Source organism: Paludibacterium sp. B53371 (assembly GCF_018802765.1).
GTDB lineage: Bacteria > Pseudomonadota > Gammaproteobacteria > Burkholderiales > Chromobacteriaceae > Paludibacterium.
Map to the genome: position 1 here is coordinate 3300052 of NZ_CP069163.1, position 16277 is coordinate 3316328.

Below are 16277 nucleotides of genomic sequence, written 5' to 3' on the forward strand. Positions count from 1 at the left end.
ACGCCGCAGCATTTCAGCCACATTCCCTATGTCCCCTGCCCTGCTGATCGATAGCCACTGCCATCTGGACGATGTGGTGTTTGACGCGCGTCGCGACCAGGTGGTGCAAACCGCGCTGACGGCCGGGGTCGGTCAGATTGTCGTCCCGGCGGTGTCCAGCCGGTTGTTCGAAGCCACGCTGGCCATGCGTCAGCGCTATGGCTGCCTGATTGCGCTGGGTTTGCACCCGATGTACTGCCGTGAACATCTGGATGATCATCTGGCGCAGCTTGAAGCGCAGCTGCAACGGCATCGGCCGGTGGCGGTGGGCGAGATCGGTCTGGACCACTGGTTGCCGGACCAGGATCTGCCGCGGCAGGAGGCGCTGTTCATCGAGCAGCTGAAGTTGGCGCGTCGCTATGATTTGCCGGTGATTCTGCATGTGCGCAAGGCACAGGATCGGGTGCTGAAGTACCTGCGGCAGTATGCGGTGGGTGGCGGAATTGCCCATGCCTTCAATGGCAGTCAGCAGCAGGCCGAGGCTTTTGTCGCGCTGGGCTTCAAGCTGGGTTTCGGCGGGGCCATGACTTATCAGGGTTCGCAACGCATTCGCCGGCTGGCCGCCACCCTGCCGGCTGACTGTCTGGTGCTGGAGACGGATGCGCCGGATATTCGTCCGGCCTGGGCGCAGGATCAGCCCAATGAGCCGGCCAATCTGGCGCGCTATGCCGCCGAGCTGGCGTCGCTGCGCGCAGCGACGCCTGAGGAGATGGCGCGGCAGACCAGCGCGAATGTGCAGCAGGCGCTGCGGCTGACTCCCGCCAGCCTGGGGGGGCTGCATTGCCCCGCGCAGATTTCATCTTGTCCGGCAGATAAATAGTCTATGCTGGATTCTATGATATCTAAATAATCATACCCTGCGATCCCACATCATCATGCCATTCGTTCAATTGACCCCCCAGGGTGACGTCGAGGCACTTTTCCTGAAAAAGGGCAGTGATCGCCCCTATCTGCCACTGAGTGACATCCGGGTGCTGCATTTTCTGCAAGCGTCCGATCCGGAGCTGACGGCAGCCTTGCTCAATGCCTCGGATGATGCCCACCGCATGCTGTTGTCCAGCCTGATCGACCTGCTGGTGCGCAACAAGACCCTGTCGGGCAAGACGGTGGTGACCGATCATGGTCAGTTGATTCCGCACAAGCAGCTGGATGAGCTGATCGAGACGGTGGAGACCAGCGAGGACGAGGCGCTGTTGACGCTGACGGAGTCAGACCGCAACACGGTGCGCATTATTGAAGACGTGATTGATGTGCTGATCGCCCTGGACGTGATTTCTCTGCGCGACCTGCCACCGGGTGCCCAGCATCTGCTGGCGGTACGCCGCGCCCTGCGGGCCTATTTGTCGGATCACGACGGCGATCTGGATTAGGCGCTGCCTGCCGGTTATTGTCGGCTGCGGATAAAACCGATCACCGCGACGAAGAACAGCACGCTCAGGGCGGTCTCGCCCCAGGCCAGCTGCTGTGACAGGCCGTGATCGGCCCAGCCGCGCATGATGCCTTCGGTGAAAAACAGCAGGATGAACATGCTGGACCACTGGAAGGTGTAGAGCCGCCCGCGCAGGATGCCGAACAGCGGCGCCAGCAGCAGCACTGCCTTGAGCGCCAGCATCGAGCCGCCCGGCCGCAGCGGCGCCAGCCACAATTCCCACCCCAGCGACAGCAGGATCAGGGCAATCAGCGTGCCGATGGCCAGCCAGTGCCAGAGCCGGCGCATCAGCTGGCGCTCCGGGCGCGCTGACGTTCCATCAGTTGCGCGGCGATGATGCCCACTTCATAGAGCAGCCACAGGGGAACGGCCAGCATGGTCTGCGACAGCACATCCGGCGGGGTGACGATGGCGGCCACCACGAAGGCGCCGACGATGACGTAGGGCCGCGCGGTACGCAGCTTGTCGATGGTCAGCACGCCGATGCGCACCAGCAGCACCACGACCACCGGCACTTCGAAGGCCGCGCCGAACGAGACGAACATGCCCAGCACGAAGGACAGGTATTTGTCGATATCGGTCATCATCGACACGCCACTGGGGGTGACGGCGGCCATGAAGGTAAACACCAGCGGGAACACCAGGAAGTAGGCGAAGGCCATGCCGAGGCAGAACAGCAGCACGCTGGACACGACCAGCGGCAGGATCAGTCTTTTTTCATGGCTGTACAGGCCGGGGGCCACGAAGGCCCAGATCTGGTACAGGGTATTGGGCAGCGAGATCAGCAGCGCCACCAGCATGGTGACCTTCATCGGCACGAAGAAGGGGGCGGTGACTTCGATGGCAATCATGTTGCTGCCGGCCGGCAGGTGTTGCAGCAGGGGTCTGGCCAGCAGGTGGTAGATGGCCCCGGACCAGTGGAACAGGCCGAGGAAGACCAGGAAGAAGCCGATCAGGGCACGCACCAGTCGGGTGCGCAGTTCCAGCAGGTGGGTCAGCAGCGGTTGTTCGGTCATCGGGGAGGTTCTTGCCGGGCTGGCGTCGGGGTCAGTTCGGCAAACAGGTCAAGCTGGTTGTCATCAACGGGGGGGCGCTCAGGCTCGTTCTGTGCGGCGGGCGGCTCGCCGGCCGGCACCGGGGTCGGTACGACCACGCTGGCCGCAGACATCGGCGTCAGGTCATCAGCCGGCGGCGCGACGATCTCCGCTTTGGCGGCCTCAAGGGCTTCGACGGTTTCCTGGCGGGCCTGATGGATGGTCTGGCTGACCTCGTCGACCTCGGCCGTCAGCTGTTCCTTGAAGGCATAGGCCGTGTTCTGCACTTCCTGTTTCAGCGACACCAGGGTGGACAGCTCGGTGTGCTCGCCGATGTCGGCCTTGACGCTGGCGACAAAGCGCTGGGCGCGCGCCACCAGCGCCCCCAGGGTGCGGGCCACGGCCGGCAGGCGCTCGGGACCGAGCACCACCAGCGCCACCACGGAGGTCAGCAGGATTTCACCAAAACTGAAGTCGAACACGGTATCCCCAGCGGCTTATTTCTTGTCGGCTTCGCCTTCGATGACGCGCCCGGTCTTCTCGGCATCGGCGGCAGCCTGCTTCTCGGCCTCGCCCTTCATGCCCTCTTTGAAGCCGCGTACCGCGCCACCCAGATCCTTGCCGATATTCGGCAGCTTCTTGGTGCCGAACACCAGCACCACAATCAGCAAAACGATCAGCCAGTGAAAAATGCTAAAAGAACCCATGTCAGTTTCCTTGCGACTTGTGACCAAAGACATGTACGTGCAGGTGGAATACTTCCTGCCCGCCGCCACGTCCGGTATTGATACCGGTCTTGAAACCGGCTGACAGACCCTGTTCGGCCGCGAGTTTCGGCGCGAGCAGCAGAATCTTGCCCAGCACCTCCTGGTGTTCGGGCTGGCAATGCGCCAGCGATTCGACGTGGCGCTTGGGGATGATCATGAAATGCACCGGGGCGATCGGCCGGATATCGTGGAAGGCGACCACGTCGTCGTCTTCGTAGAGTTTGTTGGCCGGAATCTCTCCAGCAGCGATCTTGCAGAAGATGCAATCAGTCATCAGCCTTCTCCGGGGCAATCAGGGATGGGAATCAGGGTTGCTGCGGCCGCGAAGCCTTTTCGTCCAGGCCGGAAATGCCTTCGCGACGGTGCAGCTCCATCAGGATGTCTTCGGGACGCAGGCCGTGAAAGGCCAGCAGCACCATGGTGTGGAACCACAGGTCGGCGACTTCGCGCACGATATGCAGCTTGTCGCCATCTTTCGAAGCCAGCAGGGTTTCGGCGGCCTCTTCAGCGACCTTTTTCAGAATGGCGTCTTCACCCTTGTGAAACAGCGATGCCACGTAGGAAGTTTGCGAACTGGCCTCGCGTCGCGCTTCCAGCGTATCGGCAATCGACTTCAACACTTCGGTATTGATCATGTCATTCCTTGTGCGGCACGGCCGGCCGGGTGCCGGCGACAGCGCCCATTCTAACGCTGCCGGCCATCGGCTCGCCATCCGTTTTATGTGTTGCGGGTATAAATCGCCGCCGGATCCTTGAGGATCGGGTCGACCACCTGCCAGGCGCCATCGGCAAATCGGCGGTAGAAACAGCTCTCACGTCCGGTATGGCAGGCAATACCGCCATCTTGCCGGATCTGCATGACAATCACGTCACCATCGCAATCCAGGCGCAGTTCGCTGACGTGCTGCACATGGCCGGACTCCTCGCCTTTTTGCCACTGGCGCCGGCGCGAGCGGCTGTAGTAGTGCGCCAGACCGGTCTCGGCCGTCAGCTGCAGGGCTTCGCGGTCCATCCAGGCCATCATCAGGATACGCCCGCTCTGTTCATCCTGGGCGATGGCCGGCACCAGGCCGGCCTCGTCCCATTTCACTTCATCCAGCCACATGGGGGTTCCCGTCACAGGCGGACCTCGATGCCGGCGGCCTGCATGGCCAGCTTGGCATCGCGTACCGTGTATTCACCGAAATGGAAGATGCTGGCGGCCAGCACGGCATCGGCATGCCCCTCGCTGACGCCCTCGACCAGATGCTGCAGATTGCCGACGCCACCGGAGGCGATCACCGGAATCGATACCGCGTCGGAAACCGCGCGGGTAAGCGGCAGGTTGAAGCCGACCCGGGTGCCGTCGCGATCCATGCTGGTGAGCAGGATTTCGCCGGCGCCGAGCTGCTGCATTTTCAGCGCCCACTCGACCGCATCCAGCCCGGTCGGGGTGCGACCGCCATGGGTAAACACCTCCCAGCGGTCGTTGTCCGGTCCGGTGGCCTTGGCATCAATGGCGACCACGATGCACTGCGAACCGAAACGGCCGGCGGCTTCTTCCACCAGCCCGGGGTTGGTGACAGCGGTGGTGTTGATGCTGACCTTGTCGGCACCGACATTGAGCAGGCGGCGGATGTCCGCTACCTGGCGCACGCCGCCGCCCACGGTCAGCGGAATGAAGACCTGATCGGCCACCGACTCGATCACGTGCAGAATCAGGTCACGCTGGTCCGAGCTGGCGGTGATGTCGAGGAAGGTCAGTTCGTCGGCGCCCTGTTCGTTGTAGCGACGGGCGATCTCGACCGGGTCGCCGGCATCGCGCAGGCCAACAAAGTTGACCCCCTTGACCACGCGGCCGGCGGTGACGTCGAGGCAGGGAATGATGCGTTTGGCCAGTGCCATGTCAGGCTTCCTGGTCGGACAGTTCGTCCGCCAGCGCCTGGGCTTCGGCAAACGGCAGGCTGCCTTCGTAGATGGCGCGGCCGGTGATGGCGCCTTCGATGCCCTCACCTTCTACCGCTACCAGCTGGCGCACATCATCCAGGTTGGTCAGGCCACCGGAAGCGATTACCGGCACACGCAGTGCCTGGGCCAGCTTGACCGTGGCGTCGATATTCACCCCGGTGAGCATGCCGTCGCGGCCGATATCGGTGTAGATCACCGACACCACGCCATAGTCCTCGAAACGCTTGGCCAGCTCGATCACGTTGTGGCTGGTGATCTTGGCCCAGCCGTCGATCGCCACCATGCCGTCCTTGGCATCCAGGCCGACAATCACCTGGTCGGGGAAGGCATCGCAGGCATCGCGCAGGAAGCCGGGCGTCTTGACCGCGGCGGTGCCGATGATCACGTATTGCAGGCCCATGTCGAGGTACTTTTCGATGGTATCCAGATCGCGGATGCCACCGCCCAACTGCACCGGCATGTCGGAACCAACTTCGGCCAGGATGTCGCGAATCACCGCCAGGTTCTTCGGCTTGCCGGCAAACGCACCATTCAGATCCACCAGATGCAGGCGCCGGGCCCCCTGGTCACGCCAATGGACGGCGACTTCGACCGGGTCTTCGGAAAACACCGTGGCCTGATCCATCAGGCCCTGCTTGAGGCGGACACACTGACCATCCTTGAGGTCAATTGCGGGTATGAGCAGCATGGTAAGTCTTGATTTCGTTAGGGTTGAACAGTGCCATCCCAGGCCAGGAAATTCTTCATCAGCTGAAGCCCGGCGGCATGACTCTTCTCGGTGTGAAACTGCGTGGCAAAAATGTTCTCGCGGCCGACGATGCAGGAAAAGCGCCCCGGGTACTCACTCTCGGCCAGGGTCAGCGCCGGATCCTGCGGCGCGAAATGGTAGCTGTGGACGAAATAGAAGCGCTCGCCATCGGCAATGCCGGCAAACAACGGGTGCGGCTGGCACTGGAACACCCGGTTCCAGCCCATGTGCGGTACCTTGAGGCGATCGCCGTGCGCATCGGTCTGGCCGGCGGCAAAGCGCCTGACCGTGCCGGGGAACAGCCCCAGCCCCGGGGTATCGCCCTCTTCGCTTGAGTCGAACAGCAGCTGGGCGCCGACGCAAATGCCGAAAAACGGCTTGTTGCGCGTGGCCTCCAGCACGGCCTCGGCCAGACCGTGGGCGCGCAGTTCGCGCATGCAGTCCGGCATGGCGCCCTGACCGGGGAACACCACCTTGTCGGCTTTCAGCACGGCGTGCGGATCGGCAGTCAGTTGAATGCGGGCGCGGCCATCGTTGACCGCCTCGATCGATTTCACCACCGAATGCAGGTTGCCCATGCCATAGTCGATTACGGCGACATTGATCATGCTGTCAGCGTCCCCTTGGTCGAGGGCGTGATGCCGGCCATGCGCTCGTCGGCTTCACAGGCCATGCGCAGCGCACGGCCAAAAGCCTTGAAGATGGTTTCCGCCTGGTGGTGAGCATTGACGCCACGCAGGTTGTCGATGTGCAGCGTCACCATGGCGTGGTTGACGAAGCCATGGAAAAACTCGGCAAACAGGTCGACATCGAACTGGCCGATGGCGGCGCGGGTATAGCTGACTTCGTAAGTCAGACCGGGACGACCGGACAGGTCGATCACCACGCGCGACAGCGCCTCGTCCAGCGGCACATAGGCATGGCCATAGCGGCGGATGCCCTTCTTGTCGCCGATGGCGCGGGCAAAGGCCTGCCCCAGGGTGATGCCGATATCCTCGACGGTGTGGTGGGCGTCGATGTGCAGATCGCCTTCGGCAAGGATGCTCAGGTCGATCAGGCCGTGGCGTGCGATCTGGTCCAGCATGTGATCGAGAAACGGCACGCCGGTCTGGAGTTCGGCCTGGCCGGTGCCATCCAGATCGAGCGTCACGGTGATCCGGGTTTCCAGGGTATTGCGGGTAACGGTAGCGGTTCGCATGATTTATTCGAAGTAGGCTGTCAGGGCGGCCAGGACCGCGTCGTTTTCCTCGGGCGCACCAATGGTGATGCGCAGACATTGCGCCAGCAGCGGATGGCTGCCGTGCAGATTCTTCACCAGCAGGCCGGCCTGCTTGAGAAAACCATGCAGCTCGTCGGCATCGGCCACGCGCACGGTAATGAAATTGGCCTGACTGTCGAAGGCCTGCAGGCCGGCAAAATGGGCGAGCCGCTCGGCCATGCGGGCACGCTCGCGGCGCAGGTCACGGGCCTGACCGTCAAACACTTCGCGATGTGCCAGCAGGAAGCGCGCGGTTTCCTGGGTCAGCACATTGACGTTATACGGTGGCCGCACCTTGTTGATGGCCTCGATCCAGGCCGGCGTCGAGGCGGCATAGCCCAGGCGGATGCCGGCCAGACCGATCTTCGACAGGGTGCGCATTACCAGCAGGTGCTCCAGCTTGCCGGCCAGCGCCATGAACGAGTCGTCGGCAAAGGCCTGATAGGCCTCGTCCAGCACCACCAGCCCGGTGGCGGCCTCCAGGATGCGCTCGATGTCGGCACGGGCAAAACGGTTGCCGGTCGGGTTGTTGGGGTAGGAAATGAAGATCACCGCCGGCTGGTGCTGGCGGATGGCGTCCAGGGTGCGCGGCAGGTCGAGCGAGAAATCCTCGTTGAGCGGGATGCCGACATAGCCGACCCGGGAAAACTGCGCATTGAGCCGGTACATGACGAAGGACGGCTCGAAGGCCATCAGGCAGGCACCGGGGCGCGCCAGCGCCTGGCAGATCAGGGTGATGATTTCGTCCGACCCATTGCCGAGCAGCACTTCCGCCTCGGGGGGAATCCCGAAGGCCTCGGCCAGCTGCGCCTTGAGACCGCTGCCGGAGGGGTCCGGGTAGCGGTTGATCAGCACGTCCGACAGGCGACGACCCAGCTCGTTACGCAACGCCTCCGGCAGACGGAAAGGATTCTCCATGGCATCCAGCTTGATGTAGCCGGCGGCGTCGGCCACATGGTAGGCCGGCATGTCGAGAATTTCCGGTCGGATCAGGTGTTCGGCGGAACGTTTCATGTCTTGGCTCATACCCGTACGGGCGAAGGCTTATCTGCCTGATTATATGTCATAAAACCATTATGCGTCGGCGGACGGCATGCGCAGTTCGGCAGCCCGGGCATGGGCGGTCAGGCCCTCGCCATGGGCCAGGGTCGAGGCAATCGGCCCCAGACGCGCGGCGCCGGCCGCGGAAACGCGGATCAGGCTGCTGCGCTTCTGGAAGTCATACACCCCCAGCGGACTGGCAAAACGGGCGGTACGCGAGGTCGGCAACACGTGGTTCGGCCCGGCGCAATAGTCGCCCAGACTCTCCGAGGTGAAGCGGCCGAGGAAAATCGCCCCGGCATGGCGCAACTGCGGCAGCCAGGCTTCCGGATCGGCCACTGACAGCTCCAGGTGTTCCGGCGCAATGCGGTTGGCGATCTCGCAGGCTTCAGCCAGATCGCGCACCTTGATCAGTGCGCCACGGCCGGACAGCGATGCCTCGATGATGTCGCGCCGCGGCATGTCGGCCATCAGCCGCGCCATGCTGGCCTCGACCCGGGCAATGAATTCGGCCGAGGGCGTCAGCAGGATGGCCTGGGCAATTTCGTCGTGCTCGGCCTGGCTGAACAGATCCATGGCAATCCAGTCCGGATCGGTTTCCCCGTCGCAAATCACCAGGATTTCCGACGGACCGGCGACCATGTCGATGCCGACCACGCCGAACACCCGTCGCTTGGCGGCCGCGACCCAGGCATTGCCCGGACCGGTGATTTTGTCCACCTGCGGCACGGTTTCGGTGCCATAGGCCAGCGCCGCCACCGCCTGGGCGCCACCCACGGTAAACACCCGGTCGACACCGGCGATATAGGCCGCCGCCAGCACCAGGTCATTGCGTTCCCCGCCCGGCGTCGGCACCACCATGATGATTTCGCCCACGCCGGCTACCTTGGCCGGCATGGCATTCATCAGCACCGAGCTGGGATAGGCCGCCTTGCCGCCCGGCACGTAGATGCCGACCCGGTCCAGCGGCGTGACCTGCTGGCCGAGCAGCGTGCCGTCCTCTTCCTCGTAGGACCAGGACGACTGGCGCTGATGTTCGTGATAGCGGCGCACGCGTGCGGCCGCGGCCTCCAGCGCCTCGCGCTGTGCCTGCGGCAGGCGGGCATGCGCTGCCGCCAGCTGTTCGCGGCTGAGGGTCAGATCCGCCATCGACTGCGCCGACAGCCGGTCGAAGCGATTGGTGTATTCGATCACCGCCGCATCGCCACGGCGCTGCACCTCGGCGCAGATCGCCGCCACCCCCTGATCTACCGCCGGATCCTGCGCGGTTTCAAAGGCCAGCAGGGCCGCCAGACGTTCGGCAAAGTCTTGTCGGGAAGTATCCAGATGCAACATGGCCATCATTCCTGCTTGCCGGCAGTCGCCGCGGCAAAAGCGTCCAGCACCGGCTGGATGGTGTCGTATTTGAGTTTGAGCGCCGCCTGGTTGACCACCAGGCGCGAGCTGATATCCAGAATGTGTTCAACCGCCGACAGATGGTTGGCCTTGAGCGTGTTGCCGGTGGACACCAGATCGACGATGGCGTCGGCCAGACCGACCAGCGGTGCCAGCTCCATTGAGCCGTACAGTTTGATGATGTCGACGTGCACGCCCTTGCGGGCAAAATGCTCACGGGCGATTTTCGGATATTTGGTGGCGACTTTCAGGCGTGCACCATGTTTCACCGCTTCGTCATAATCAAAACCGTCCTGCACTGCCACCATCATGCGGCAGCGGGCGATGTTCAGATCCAGCGGCTGGTACAGGCCGGCCCCCCCATGTTCGATCAGCACGTCGCGTCCGGCAATGCCCAGATCGGCCGCGCCATATTGCACATAGGTCGGGACGTCGGAAGCGCGCACGATCACCAGGCGCACATCCGCATGGTTGGTGCCGATGATCAGCTTGCGCGAGGCTTCGGGGTCTTCCGCCGGGGTAATGCCGGCAGCCGCCAGCAGAGGCAGGGTCTCTTCGAAAATACGCCCTTTGGACAGGGCAATGGTCAGCGTCATGATGAATGTTGTCTGTCAGGCCAGTTGCCAAAGATTAATTCAAATTCAGATGCTTGGGGGAATGCAGATCCGCCGGACACATGAATGGAGTTATTCAGACAGAATAACCGAAAAGCCGGCGGCGGGAAATTACTGCTTTGTCGGGGTGCGGCGGTCAGCGCATCATCGCGCGACGTTCGCGCTCGAGCTGGCCGACGTAACGCTGGATCAGGTTTTCCATCTGGGTCGGCAGACCGACGAAATTACAGCCCACGCGCAGGGCGTCCTGACCGTTGCGCATCTGCAGGGGCAGACGATGGCGCACTTCCAGCACGCAGTTGAGCCGCCCGAAAGGCTTGAGATCCAGATGGCAGTCGAGGTACTGGGTGCCGATGTCAAAACCGGCCATGGTCAGATCCGGCAGCCACAGCGCCATGCCGCCCAGGCTGATGTCAAACACCGCCAGTTCGACCGGGGCGCCGGGGAAATCATTGATGGTACAGATCAGCGGATTGCCGACCGGGGTGCGGATGCGGAAGAACTCGCGCCGCTGCAACTTGATGACCTGCTCCGGCAGCGACACTTCGAAGGCCGGCTTGCCCTCGTAGCTGATCTGGTGCACCTGACCGGTGATGAACTGGGTCTTGACGCCGTCGGGCGAGCAGACAAACACATTGCGCTCGCTGGCCAGCAACTGCTTGTTGGTGGCTTCGTCGCTGCCCCAGTCGAAGATCATGGTCTGCTTCTTGGTATCGACTTCCAGCAGACGGGTAAGGATGAAGGTTTTGCCCTTGTTCGAGAACACGGTCACCATGAAACCGCTCTTGGCAATGGCCTTGAGGTGATGAACGATTTCAACCTGCGAAGCAAGCGTGTACTTGGCCAGATCGAGGGTCTGGCCGGCACCTGAAACGCTGGGCTGGTTTTCTTGACTCACAGTGCAAACCTTCAATGAATATTGTATCTAGCTATAAGACGATTCTAGCGTAACAGTTGCTGAATATCATGCACCACATCGGCAACCGGTGTGCCATAAGGCTCGTAAACCCGCACCTGCCCGCTGGCATCCAGCAGATAGGATCCGGCACTGTGATCGACTGAATAACCCCCACCGGGCGTCGGGACTTTCTGCGCCACCACCTTGTAGGCTTTCATGACATCGGCAACCTGGGCCGGCGTGCCGGTCAGACCGACAAAAGTCGGGTTGAAATGCGGCACATAGCCTGCCAGTACGGCCTGTGTATCCCGCTCGGGATCGACGGAAACAAAGATCACTTGCAGTTTATCGCCATCTTTGCCGAGTTTTTTATACACATTGGCATATTCTAGCAGGGTTGTCGGACAGACATCGGGACAATGTGTGTAGCCGAAAAACAGCGCCACCACCTTGCCCTGGAATTCGGACAGGCGGCGCGGCTTGCCTTGCTGATCCGTCAGCGAGAAATCGCCACCCACCTGGGTTCCGGTCAGATCGGAGCCTTTGAGATCAAGCTTGATCGGCTTTTGACAGGCGGCCAGCCCGACGAGCAGGACCAGCAGCAGCAAACGACGTAACAGGGGCATCAGCACACAACCATCAGACAGTCATCCACCAGCAACAGTGTCGCGCACAGCGCGACACGCGAGCGCATCAGGATACTCACGATGCAGGACAGCGGCAAGAAAAACCCTGCCCTTTGTGCGGGGTCTGGCCGGCAAGGCAGCAATTTTGGACAGGCTTGTGGGCACGGGATGCCGCATAGTGCGGACGGTGAACCCCGGAGAAAAAATGAACGACCGACTGCAGGCCTACCAGACGCGTTTCAACAAGGTCCTCGACTACATCGACCAGCACCTGGACGAACCGCTGAGCGTGGGGCAGCTGTGCCAGATCGCCCATTTCTCCAAATTTCACTTTCACCGGCAGTTTGCCGACTACCTCGGCATCAATGTGGCGCGCTACATCCTGCTGCGCCGCCTGAAGCAGGCTTCCTATCGCCTGGTGTTCGCACCACAGGAAAAGGTGATCGATATTGCCCTGCATGCCGGATTTGAAACGCCGGAATCCTTTGCCCGTGCCTTTCGCCAGACTTTTGGCCAGTCACCGTCCGAATTCAGGAAGGCCCCCGACTGGGCGCACTGGCACGAGGTTTACCGCTTCCGCCTGCCAGAAAGGAACCACCCCGTGAAAGTCGATATTGTCGATTTCGCCCGCACGCCGATTGCCGTCAAGGCGCATCGCGGTCCGACCGAGCAACTGAATCATGCCGTGGCCAGCTTTATCGAATGGCGCAAACAGTCAGGCCTGTCGCCCAAGGATGACTGCCGTACCTTCGGCATTGCCTACGACAATCCCGATACCACCGAGCCCAGTCAGTTTCGTTTCGATATCGCCGGCGAAATCCGCCAGACGGTGCCGGCCAACCCGCAGGGCGTGATCGAAAAAGTCATCCCGGGCGGACGCTGCGCCCGGGTGCGCCATCTCGGTGCGCATGAGCGCATCGGCGAAAGCATCTATCCGCTGTATCGCGACTGGTTGCCGGCCAGCGGGGAAGAACTGCGCGACTTTCCGCTGTTCTTCCACTACGTCAACCTGCTGCCGGATACCCCGGAGGCCGCCCTGATCACCGACATCTACCTGCCGCTGGCCTGAGCGAGGCGTCGCCAGCCCGCCTGCCACCGGATACACTGACAGCTCCCCGCCAAGGAAAACCATCATGCCTCATTCCGCCCGCCCAGATACCCTGACCATTCAGGATCTCCCCACCTGTGGAGAGATCCTCCAGGCGCTGAGCGACTTGCTCACCGACAGCGTGGCAGGCGGCGCCTCGGTCGGCTTCATCGCCCCGCTGGACAGGCAAGTGGCGCTGGACTACTGGCGCGGCGTCGATCAGCGGCTGCGCAGCCAGGATGGTCGTCTGCTGGTGGCGCGGCAGGCCGGTGACATTGTCGGCAGTGTGCAAATCGGTCTGTGCAAAAAGCAGAACGGCCAGCACCGCGGGGAAATCGAGAAACTGATGGTCAGAACCGACTGCCGCTCGGCCGGAATCGGCACACAACTGATGGCCGCAGCCGAAGCCCAGGCCAGAGCACTCGGCCTGCGGCTGCTGGTGCTGGACACACGGCAAGGGGATGTCTCGGAAGCGCTCTATGCCAAATGCGGTTTTACCCGTGCGGGCGTCATCCCCGGCTTTGCCCTGAGCTCAAACGGCCAGTACAACGGCACCGCCATTTACTACAAAACCCTGTAAACCGCCGACACACACAAAAGGGGTCAGGTCTTTCATTTTGCGTCAGGATGCAAAATGAAAGACCTGACCCCGTTCTGGTTGCAAGCAACCCCTCCGGGGACCTTGCGGCCCCCGGCCTCCGAGAACAGTGGTTAATCCAGCGAGAGAATCGTACAACCCGCCACCTGCCGTGCCCGCGCTGCACTGGGCAGGTACAGCCATGACGACTGACCGTCGATCGCCTCGACCGCCCAGGCCAGGCGGCTATCGACAATCAGACGGCACAGGCCCTGCTCGGGCAGGCTGTCACGCGGGGGGCAAAGCCGGGAAACCAGCTGCAACAACTGCAGATCGCGCTGCTGACGACTTGGTGGATAGACCAGGGGTGAATTACCATCATACGCAGCCATACAAACTCCTTGCGTGAGTGTGTGTGGTTAGCGGGCCCGGGGGTGTGCTAGCACCCAAGGGCCCGCGCCCGTTACGGCAAACGCCGCAGACAGCACACTACTCAATGCCCCGACAGATACACAAGCCAGAACGGTCAGACAAGCTCACACCACTCAGACACTGCCAGCCTTTTCCACCACCAGAATCCTCGCCTCGCCACGGGGATGAGCCACATGCTCGCAGCCGATGCCGGCATAGAACACATCACCTGCCAGCAAGGTCACGACCCGCTCTTCACCCTCTTCGCGATAGTGCATGTCGACGATGCCATCCAGCACGGCAAAGACTTCTTCACCATCATTGACATGCCACTTGTAAGGTTGGTCTGTCCAGTGCAGGCGCGTGGTGATCCCGCCCATGTTGGCAATTTCTTCGGCGCCCCAGGGCCGGCTGGCCGTGAACGTCTTACTGCGAATGATGCGCATGACTCTCTCTTTCGTGCCGTTGTCGAGCGCCGTCGACTCTGTCAGACGGTCTTGCCCGCTACCATCAGAAAGACCGGGAAGCTTGTCTGTCCCGGCCCGGTTCCCTTGTTCATCACGAAGACCGTGGTGAAACGGACGGTCTCAAACCCGACCTGCTTTGCCCGTTCGGCCAGCTGGCTTCGATCGAATCCCTTGTGGCCGCTGAAATCCGGTCCGTGAAACGAGCCGTCCTCGGCATCGAGGTCGGCCACGCACAAATAGCCGGGCTGTTTCAGCATGGTATACATCTGCTGCAGCACCTTATCGGTGTCCTCGATGTGGTGCAGGGTCATGGCGGTAAAAATCAGATCGACACTCGCTGGCGGCAAGGCCGGCTGACCCGCCTCTACCAGGCAGACGTGCATGTCCTGCCGGCCGCTGGCCTGGATCTTGTCCTGCAGCACGGCCAGCATGCCCGGCGAGGTGTCGGCCAGGCTGAGCGGCCCCAGGTCGTCCTTCAGGGCGAAGCCGAGCAGGCCGGTACCGCAGCCGAACTCCAGCGCGGACATCCGGGTGTTCAGGGAGACCTGCTCGCGAATGGACTGGGCAATGGCGTTGGCTCGCGCCACTTTGACCGGGTCGTCGTCCCAGGTTTTGGCTTTGTCATCGAAAGACAGCGCGTTTGACGGGCACATGGATCGATTCCTCAAGGGGTCAGCGAAACGACGGGGTCAGGTCTTGTATTTTGCATCAGGACGCAAAATACAAGACCTGACCCCGTCGTTTCCGTCGTTTCATCGTTTATTCCGGGGCGTAGGGTAGTTCGAGCAGACGCGGCGCGGGCAGTTGCTGGTCCAGGGTGGCCAGGTTTTCGGCATAGGCCGCCATGTCCGGCACCACTCGGTTGGCCACCCAGCCGGCCAGGGTCAGGCCACTGGCCTGAATGGCCTGGGCGGTGAGCAGGGCATGGTTGATGCAGCCAAGGCGCATGCCCACCACCAGAATGACCGGCAGTTGCAGGGCGCGGGCCAGATCGGCCATGAATAGCTGGTCGGTCAGGGGGGCGTACCAGCCGCCGGCCCCTTCCACGGCCATGCGCTCGTACTGGGCCGCCAGCCGCTGGTAGTGTGCGACGATGGTCGGCAGGCTGATCTCGACGCCTGCCTGACGCGCGGCCAGATGCGGCGAGATGGGCGGCAGGAAACGATAGGGGTTCATCAGGTCGAGGTCGGTCTGGCCGGTCGCGGCGCTCAGCCGGCTGACGTCGTCGTTGAGCCAGCGCCCGTCCGCCGCCACCTCGCAGCCGGAGGCCACCGGCTTCATGGCACCGACGTGCAGGCCCTGACTTTGCCAAAGCTGAATCAATTTGACGGTAGAATAGGTCTTGCCAACTTCAGTATCGGTGCCGGTAATGAAATACCCTTGGGTCATAGTGCCGCCTCATGCTGGAACCAAAGTGCGTTGTTATGACTCATTATCGGCTGTACCGCAAGTCGGCCACCCCTGCCCTGAATGAAGACGATGAAACCGGAAGACCTGATCAACAACCTGCATAGCCTGAATGGCCCGGCCCTGTGGAGCACGCTGGCGATCCTGCTGATCGCGCTGTGTGCCAACCTGCTGTATTACCGCACCCTGCAGCGCACCATGCGGGTGATTGACCCGTCGCGCCGTCCTTTCCCGCCAATCACGGTCTGGGCATCTCTGCTGCCGCTGGTCGGCATTCTGTGGTTCATGGTGTACATCATCATGCTGTCGCTCGGGCTGCAAAAAGAGCTGCGTGCGCGCAATCTGCCGGGCAATGGTGCCTTTGGCGTGACGATGGGCACCGTCACGTTGTTCCTGTTGTTTCTGGTGCCGGGTTATCAGCTGTACGTGGTGTTTCCGGCCATGATCCTGTGGGCCATTCACTGGCATCGCATGGCGATGTATCGCAAGCTGCTGGCCGACCCGGTCTATCTGTTGGTCGACTGAGGGGCAG

Annotated in this window: 25 protein-coding genes; 5 read left to right on the forward strand and 20 right to left on the reverse strand. The window is 62.3% G+C overall.

The window, feature by feature from the left end:
* Positions 1-28 precede the first annotated feature (28 nt).
* A complete protein-coding gene (locus JNO51_RS15745; protein WP_215779158.1) occupies positions 29-859 on the forward strand; it encodes a TatD family hydrolase in 831 nt (276 codons plus the stop codon).
* Between the two features lie 55 nt (positions 860-914).
* A complete protein-coding gene (locus JNO51_RS15750) occupies positions 915-1409 on the forward strand; it encodes a hypothetical protein (RefSeq protein ID WP_215779159.1) in 495 nt (164 codons plus the stop codon).
* A gap of 14 nt (positions 1410-1423) precedes the next feature.
* Here the strand turns inward: JNO51_RS15750 and JNO51_RS15755 are convergent, their stop codons facing one another.
* The 16 genes from JNO51_RS15755 to JNO51_RS15830 form a co-directional block, all read right to left on the reverse strand.
* Positions 1424-1756 carry a DUF2069 domain-containing protein gene (locus JNO51_RS15755; RefSeq protein WP_215779160.1) on the reverse strand — a complete coding sequence of 111 codons (333 nt, stop codon included), beginning with the start codon at positions 1754-1756 and terminating at the stop codon, positions 1424-1426.
* Positions 1756-2484 carry a twin-arginine translocase subunit TatC gene (gene tatC / locus JNO51_RS15760; protein WP_215779163.1) on the reverse strand — a complete coding sequence of 243 codons (729 nt, stop codon included), beginning with the start codon at positions 2482-2484 and terminating at the stop codon, positions 1756-1758. Before tatC ends, JNO51_RS15755 begins: the two co-directional genes overlap by 1 nt.
* Positions 2481-2984, reverse strand: coding sequence for a twin-arginine translocase TatA/TatE family subunit (locus tag JNO51_RS15765; RefSeq protein WP_215779165.1), 504 nt, complete (start codon positions 2982-2984; stop codon positions 2481-2483). Before JNO51_RS15765 ends, tatC begins: the two co-directional genes overlap by 4 nt.
* 15 nt (positions 2985-2999) lie before the next feature.
* Positions 3000-3209, reverse strand: coding sequence for a Sec-independent protein translocase subunit TatA (tatA, locus tag JNO51_RS15770; protein ID WP_215779168.1), 210 nt, complete (start codon positions 3207-3209; stop codon positions 3000-3002).
* 1 nt (position 3210) lies between these two features.
* Positions 3211-3543, reverse strand: coding sequence for a histidine triad nucleotide-binding protein (locus JNO51_RS15775; protein WP_215779170.1), 333 nt, complete (start codon positions 3541-3543; stop codon positions 3211-3213).
* Between the two features lie 31 nt (positions 3544-3574).
* Positions 3575-3904: a phosphoribosyl-ATP diphosphatase gene (locus JNO51_RS15780; RefSeq protein WP_252346117.1), complete on the reverse strand. Its 330-nt coding sequence runs from the start codon at positions 3902-3904 to the stop codon at positions 3575-3577.
* Between the two features lie 83 nt (positions 3905-3987).
* Entirely contained in the window at positions 3988-4374 is a 387-nt protein-coding gene (gene hisI / locus JNO51_RS15785; RefSeq protein ID WP_215779172.1) for a phosphoribosyl-AMP cyclohydrolase, read from the reverse strand.
* 11 nt (positions 4375-4385) lie between these two features.
* A complete protein-coding gene (hisF, locus tag JNO51_RS15790; protein WP_215779174.1) occupies positions 4386-5153 on the reverse strand; it encodes an imidazole glycerol phosphate synthase subunit HisF in 768 nt (255 codons plus the stop codon).
* Position 5154: 1 nt separating this feature from the next.
* Positions 5155-5904, reverse strand: coding sequence for a 1-(5-phosphoribosyl)-5-[(5-phosphoribosylamino)methylideneamino]imidazole-4-carboxamide isomerase (gene hisA, locus JNO51_RS15795; RefSeq protein WP_215779176.1), 750 nt, complete (start codon positions 5902-5904; stop codon positions 5155-5157).
* Positions 5905-5921: 17 nt separating this feature from the next.
* Entirely contained in the window at positions 5922-6569 is a 648-nt protein-coding gene (gene hisH / locus JNO51_RS15800) for an imidazole glycerol phosphate synthase subunit HisH (protein WP_215782756.1), read from the reverse strand.
* Positions 6569-7162, reverse strand: coding sequence for an imidazoleglycerol-phosphate dehydratase HisB (gene hisB / locus JNO51_RS15805; protein WP_215779179.1), 594 nt, complete (start codon positions 7160-7162; stop codon positions 6569-6571). Before hisB ends, hisH begins: the two co-directional genes overlap by 1 nt.
* A gap of 3 nt (positions 7163-7165) precedes the next feature.
* Positions 7166-8236, reverse strand: a complete 1071-nt coding sequence (hisC, locus tag JNO51_RS15810) for a histidinol-phosphate transaminase (RefSeq protein WP_215779182.1) — start codon at positions 8234-8236, stop codon at positions 7166-7168.
* A 60-nt stretch (positions 8237-8296) separates the two neighbouring features.
* The gene (gene hisD, locus JNO51_RS15815) at positions 8297-9598 is read right to left on the reverse strand and encodes a histidinol dehydrogenase (RefSeq protein WP_215779184.1); all 1302 of its coding nucleotides are present in this window, start codon (positions 9596-9598) and stop codon (positions 8297-8299) included.
* Positions 9599-9603: 5 nt separating this feature from the next.
* On the reverse strand, positions 9604-10254 hold the full coding sequence (gene hisG / locus JNO51_RS15820) for an ATP phosphoribosyltransferase (RefSeq protein ID WP_215779187.1): 651 nt from the start codon (positions 10252-10254) through the stop codon (positions 9604-9606).
* A 154-nt stretch (positions 10255-10408) separates the two neighbouring features.
* Positions 10409-11170, reverse strand: coding sequence for a flagellar brake protein (locus JNO51_RS15825; protein ID WP_215779190.1), 762 nt, complete (start codon positions 11168-11170; stop codon positions 10409-10411).
* A 44-nt stretch (positions 11171-11214) separates the two neighbouring features.
* Positions 11215-11796 (reverse strand): SCO family protein, encoded by a 582-nt coding sequence (locus JNO51_RS15830; protein WP_215779192.1) that lies wholly within the window; start codon positions 11794-11796, stop codon positions 11215-11217.
* 205 nt (positions 11797-12001) lie between these two features.
* Here JNO51_RS15830 and JNO51_RS15835 point away from each other — a divergent pair, with 205 nt between their 5' ends.
* Entirely contained in the window at positions 12002-12865 is an 864-nt protein-coding gene (locus JNO51_RS15835) for a GyrI-like domain-containing protein (protein ID WP_215779194.1), read from the forward strand.
* A gap of 64 nt (positions 12866-12929) precedes the next feature.
* Positions 12930-13463, forward strand: coding sequence for a GNAT family N-acetyltransferase (locus JNO51_RS15840; protein ID WP_215779196.1), 534 nt, complete (start codon positions 12930-12932; stop codon positions 13461-13463).
* A 131-nt stretch (positions 13464-13594) separates the two neighbouring features.
* On the opposite strand, the gene JNO51_RS15845 is transcribed toward JNO51_RS15840, so the two are convergent.
* From JNO51_RS15845 to bioD, 4 genes are all read right to left on the reverse strand, one after another.
* Positions 13595-13852, reverse strand: coding sequence for a hypothetical protein (locus JNO51_RS15845; RefSeq protein WP_215779199.1), 258 nt, complete (start codon positions 13850-13852; stop codon positions 13595-13597).
* A 153-nt stretch (positions 13853-14005) separates the two neighbouring features.
* Positions 14006-14317, reverse strand: coding sequence for a cupin (locus tag JNO51_RS15850; RefSeq protein WP_215779201.1), 312 nt, complete (start codon positions 14315-14317; stop codon positions 14006-14008).
* A 41-nt stretch (positions 14318-14358) separates the two neighbouring features.
* Complete coding sequence (locus tag JNO51_RS15855; RefSeq protein ID WP_215779205.1) at positions 14359-14991, reverse strand: class I SAM-dependent methyltransferase; 633 nt, start codon at positions 14989-14991, stop codon at positions 14359-14361.
* A gap of 106 nt (positions 14992-15097) precedes the next feature.
* Positions 15098-15727, reverse strand: coding sequence for a dethiobiotin synthase (gene bioD / locus JNO51_RS15860; RefSeq protein WP_215779208.1), 630 nt, complete (start codon positions 15725-15727; stop codon positions 15098-15100).
* A gap of 90 nt (positions 15728-15817) precedes the next feature.
* Here bioD and JNO51_RS15865 point away from each other — a divergent pair, with 90 nt between their 5' ends.
* Positions 15818-16270 (forward strand): hypothetical protein, encoded by a 453-nt coding sequence (locus JNO51_RS15865; protein ID WP_215779210.1) that lies wholly within the window; start codon positions 15818-15820, stop codon positions 16268-16270.
* Positions 16271-16277 lie beyond the last annotated feature (7 nt).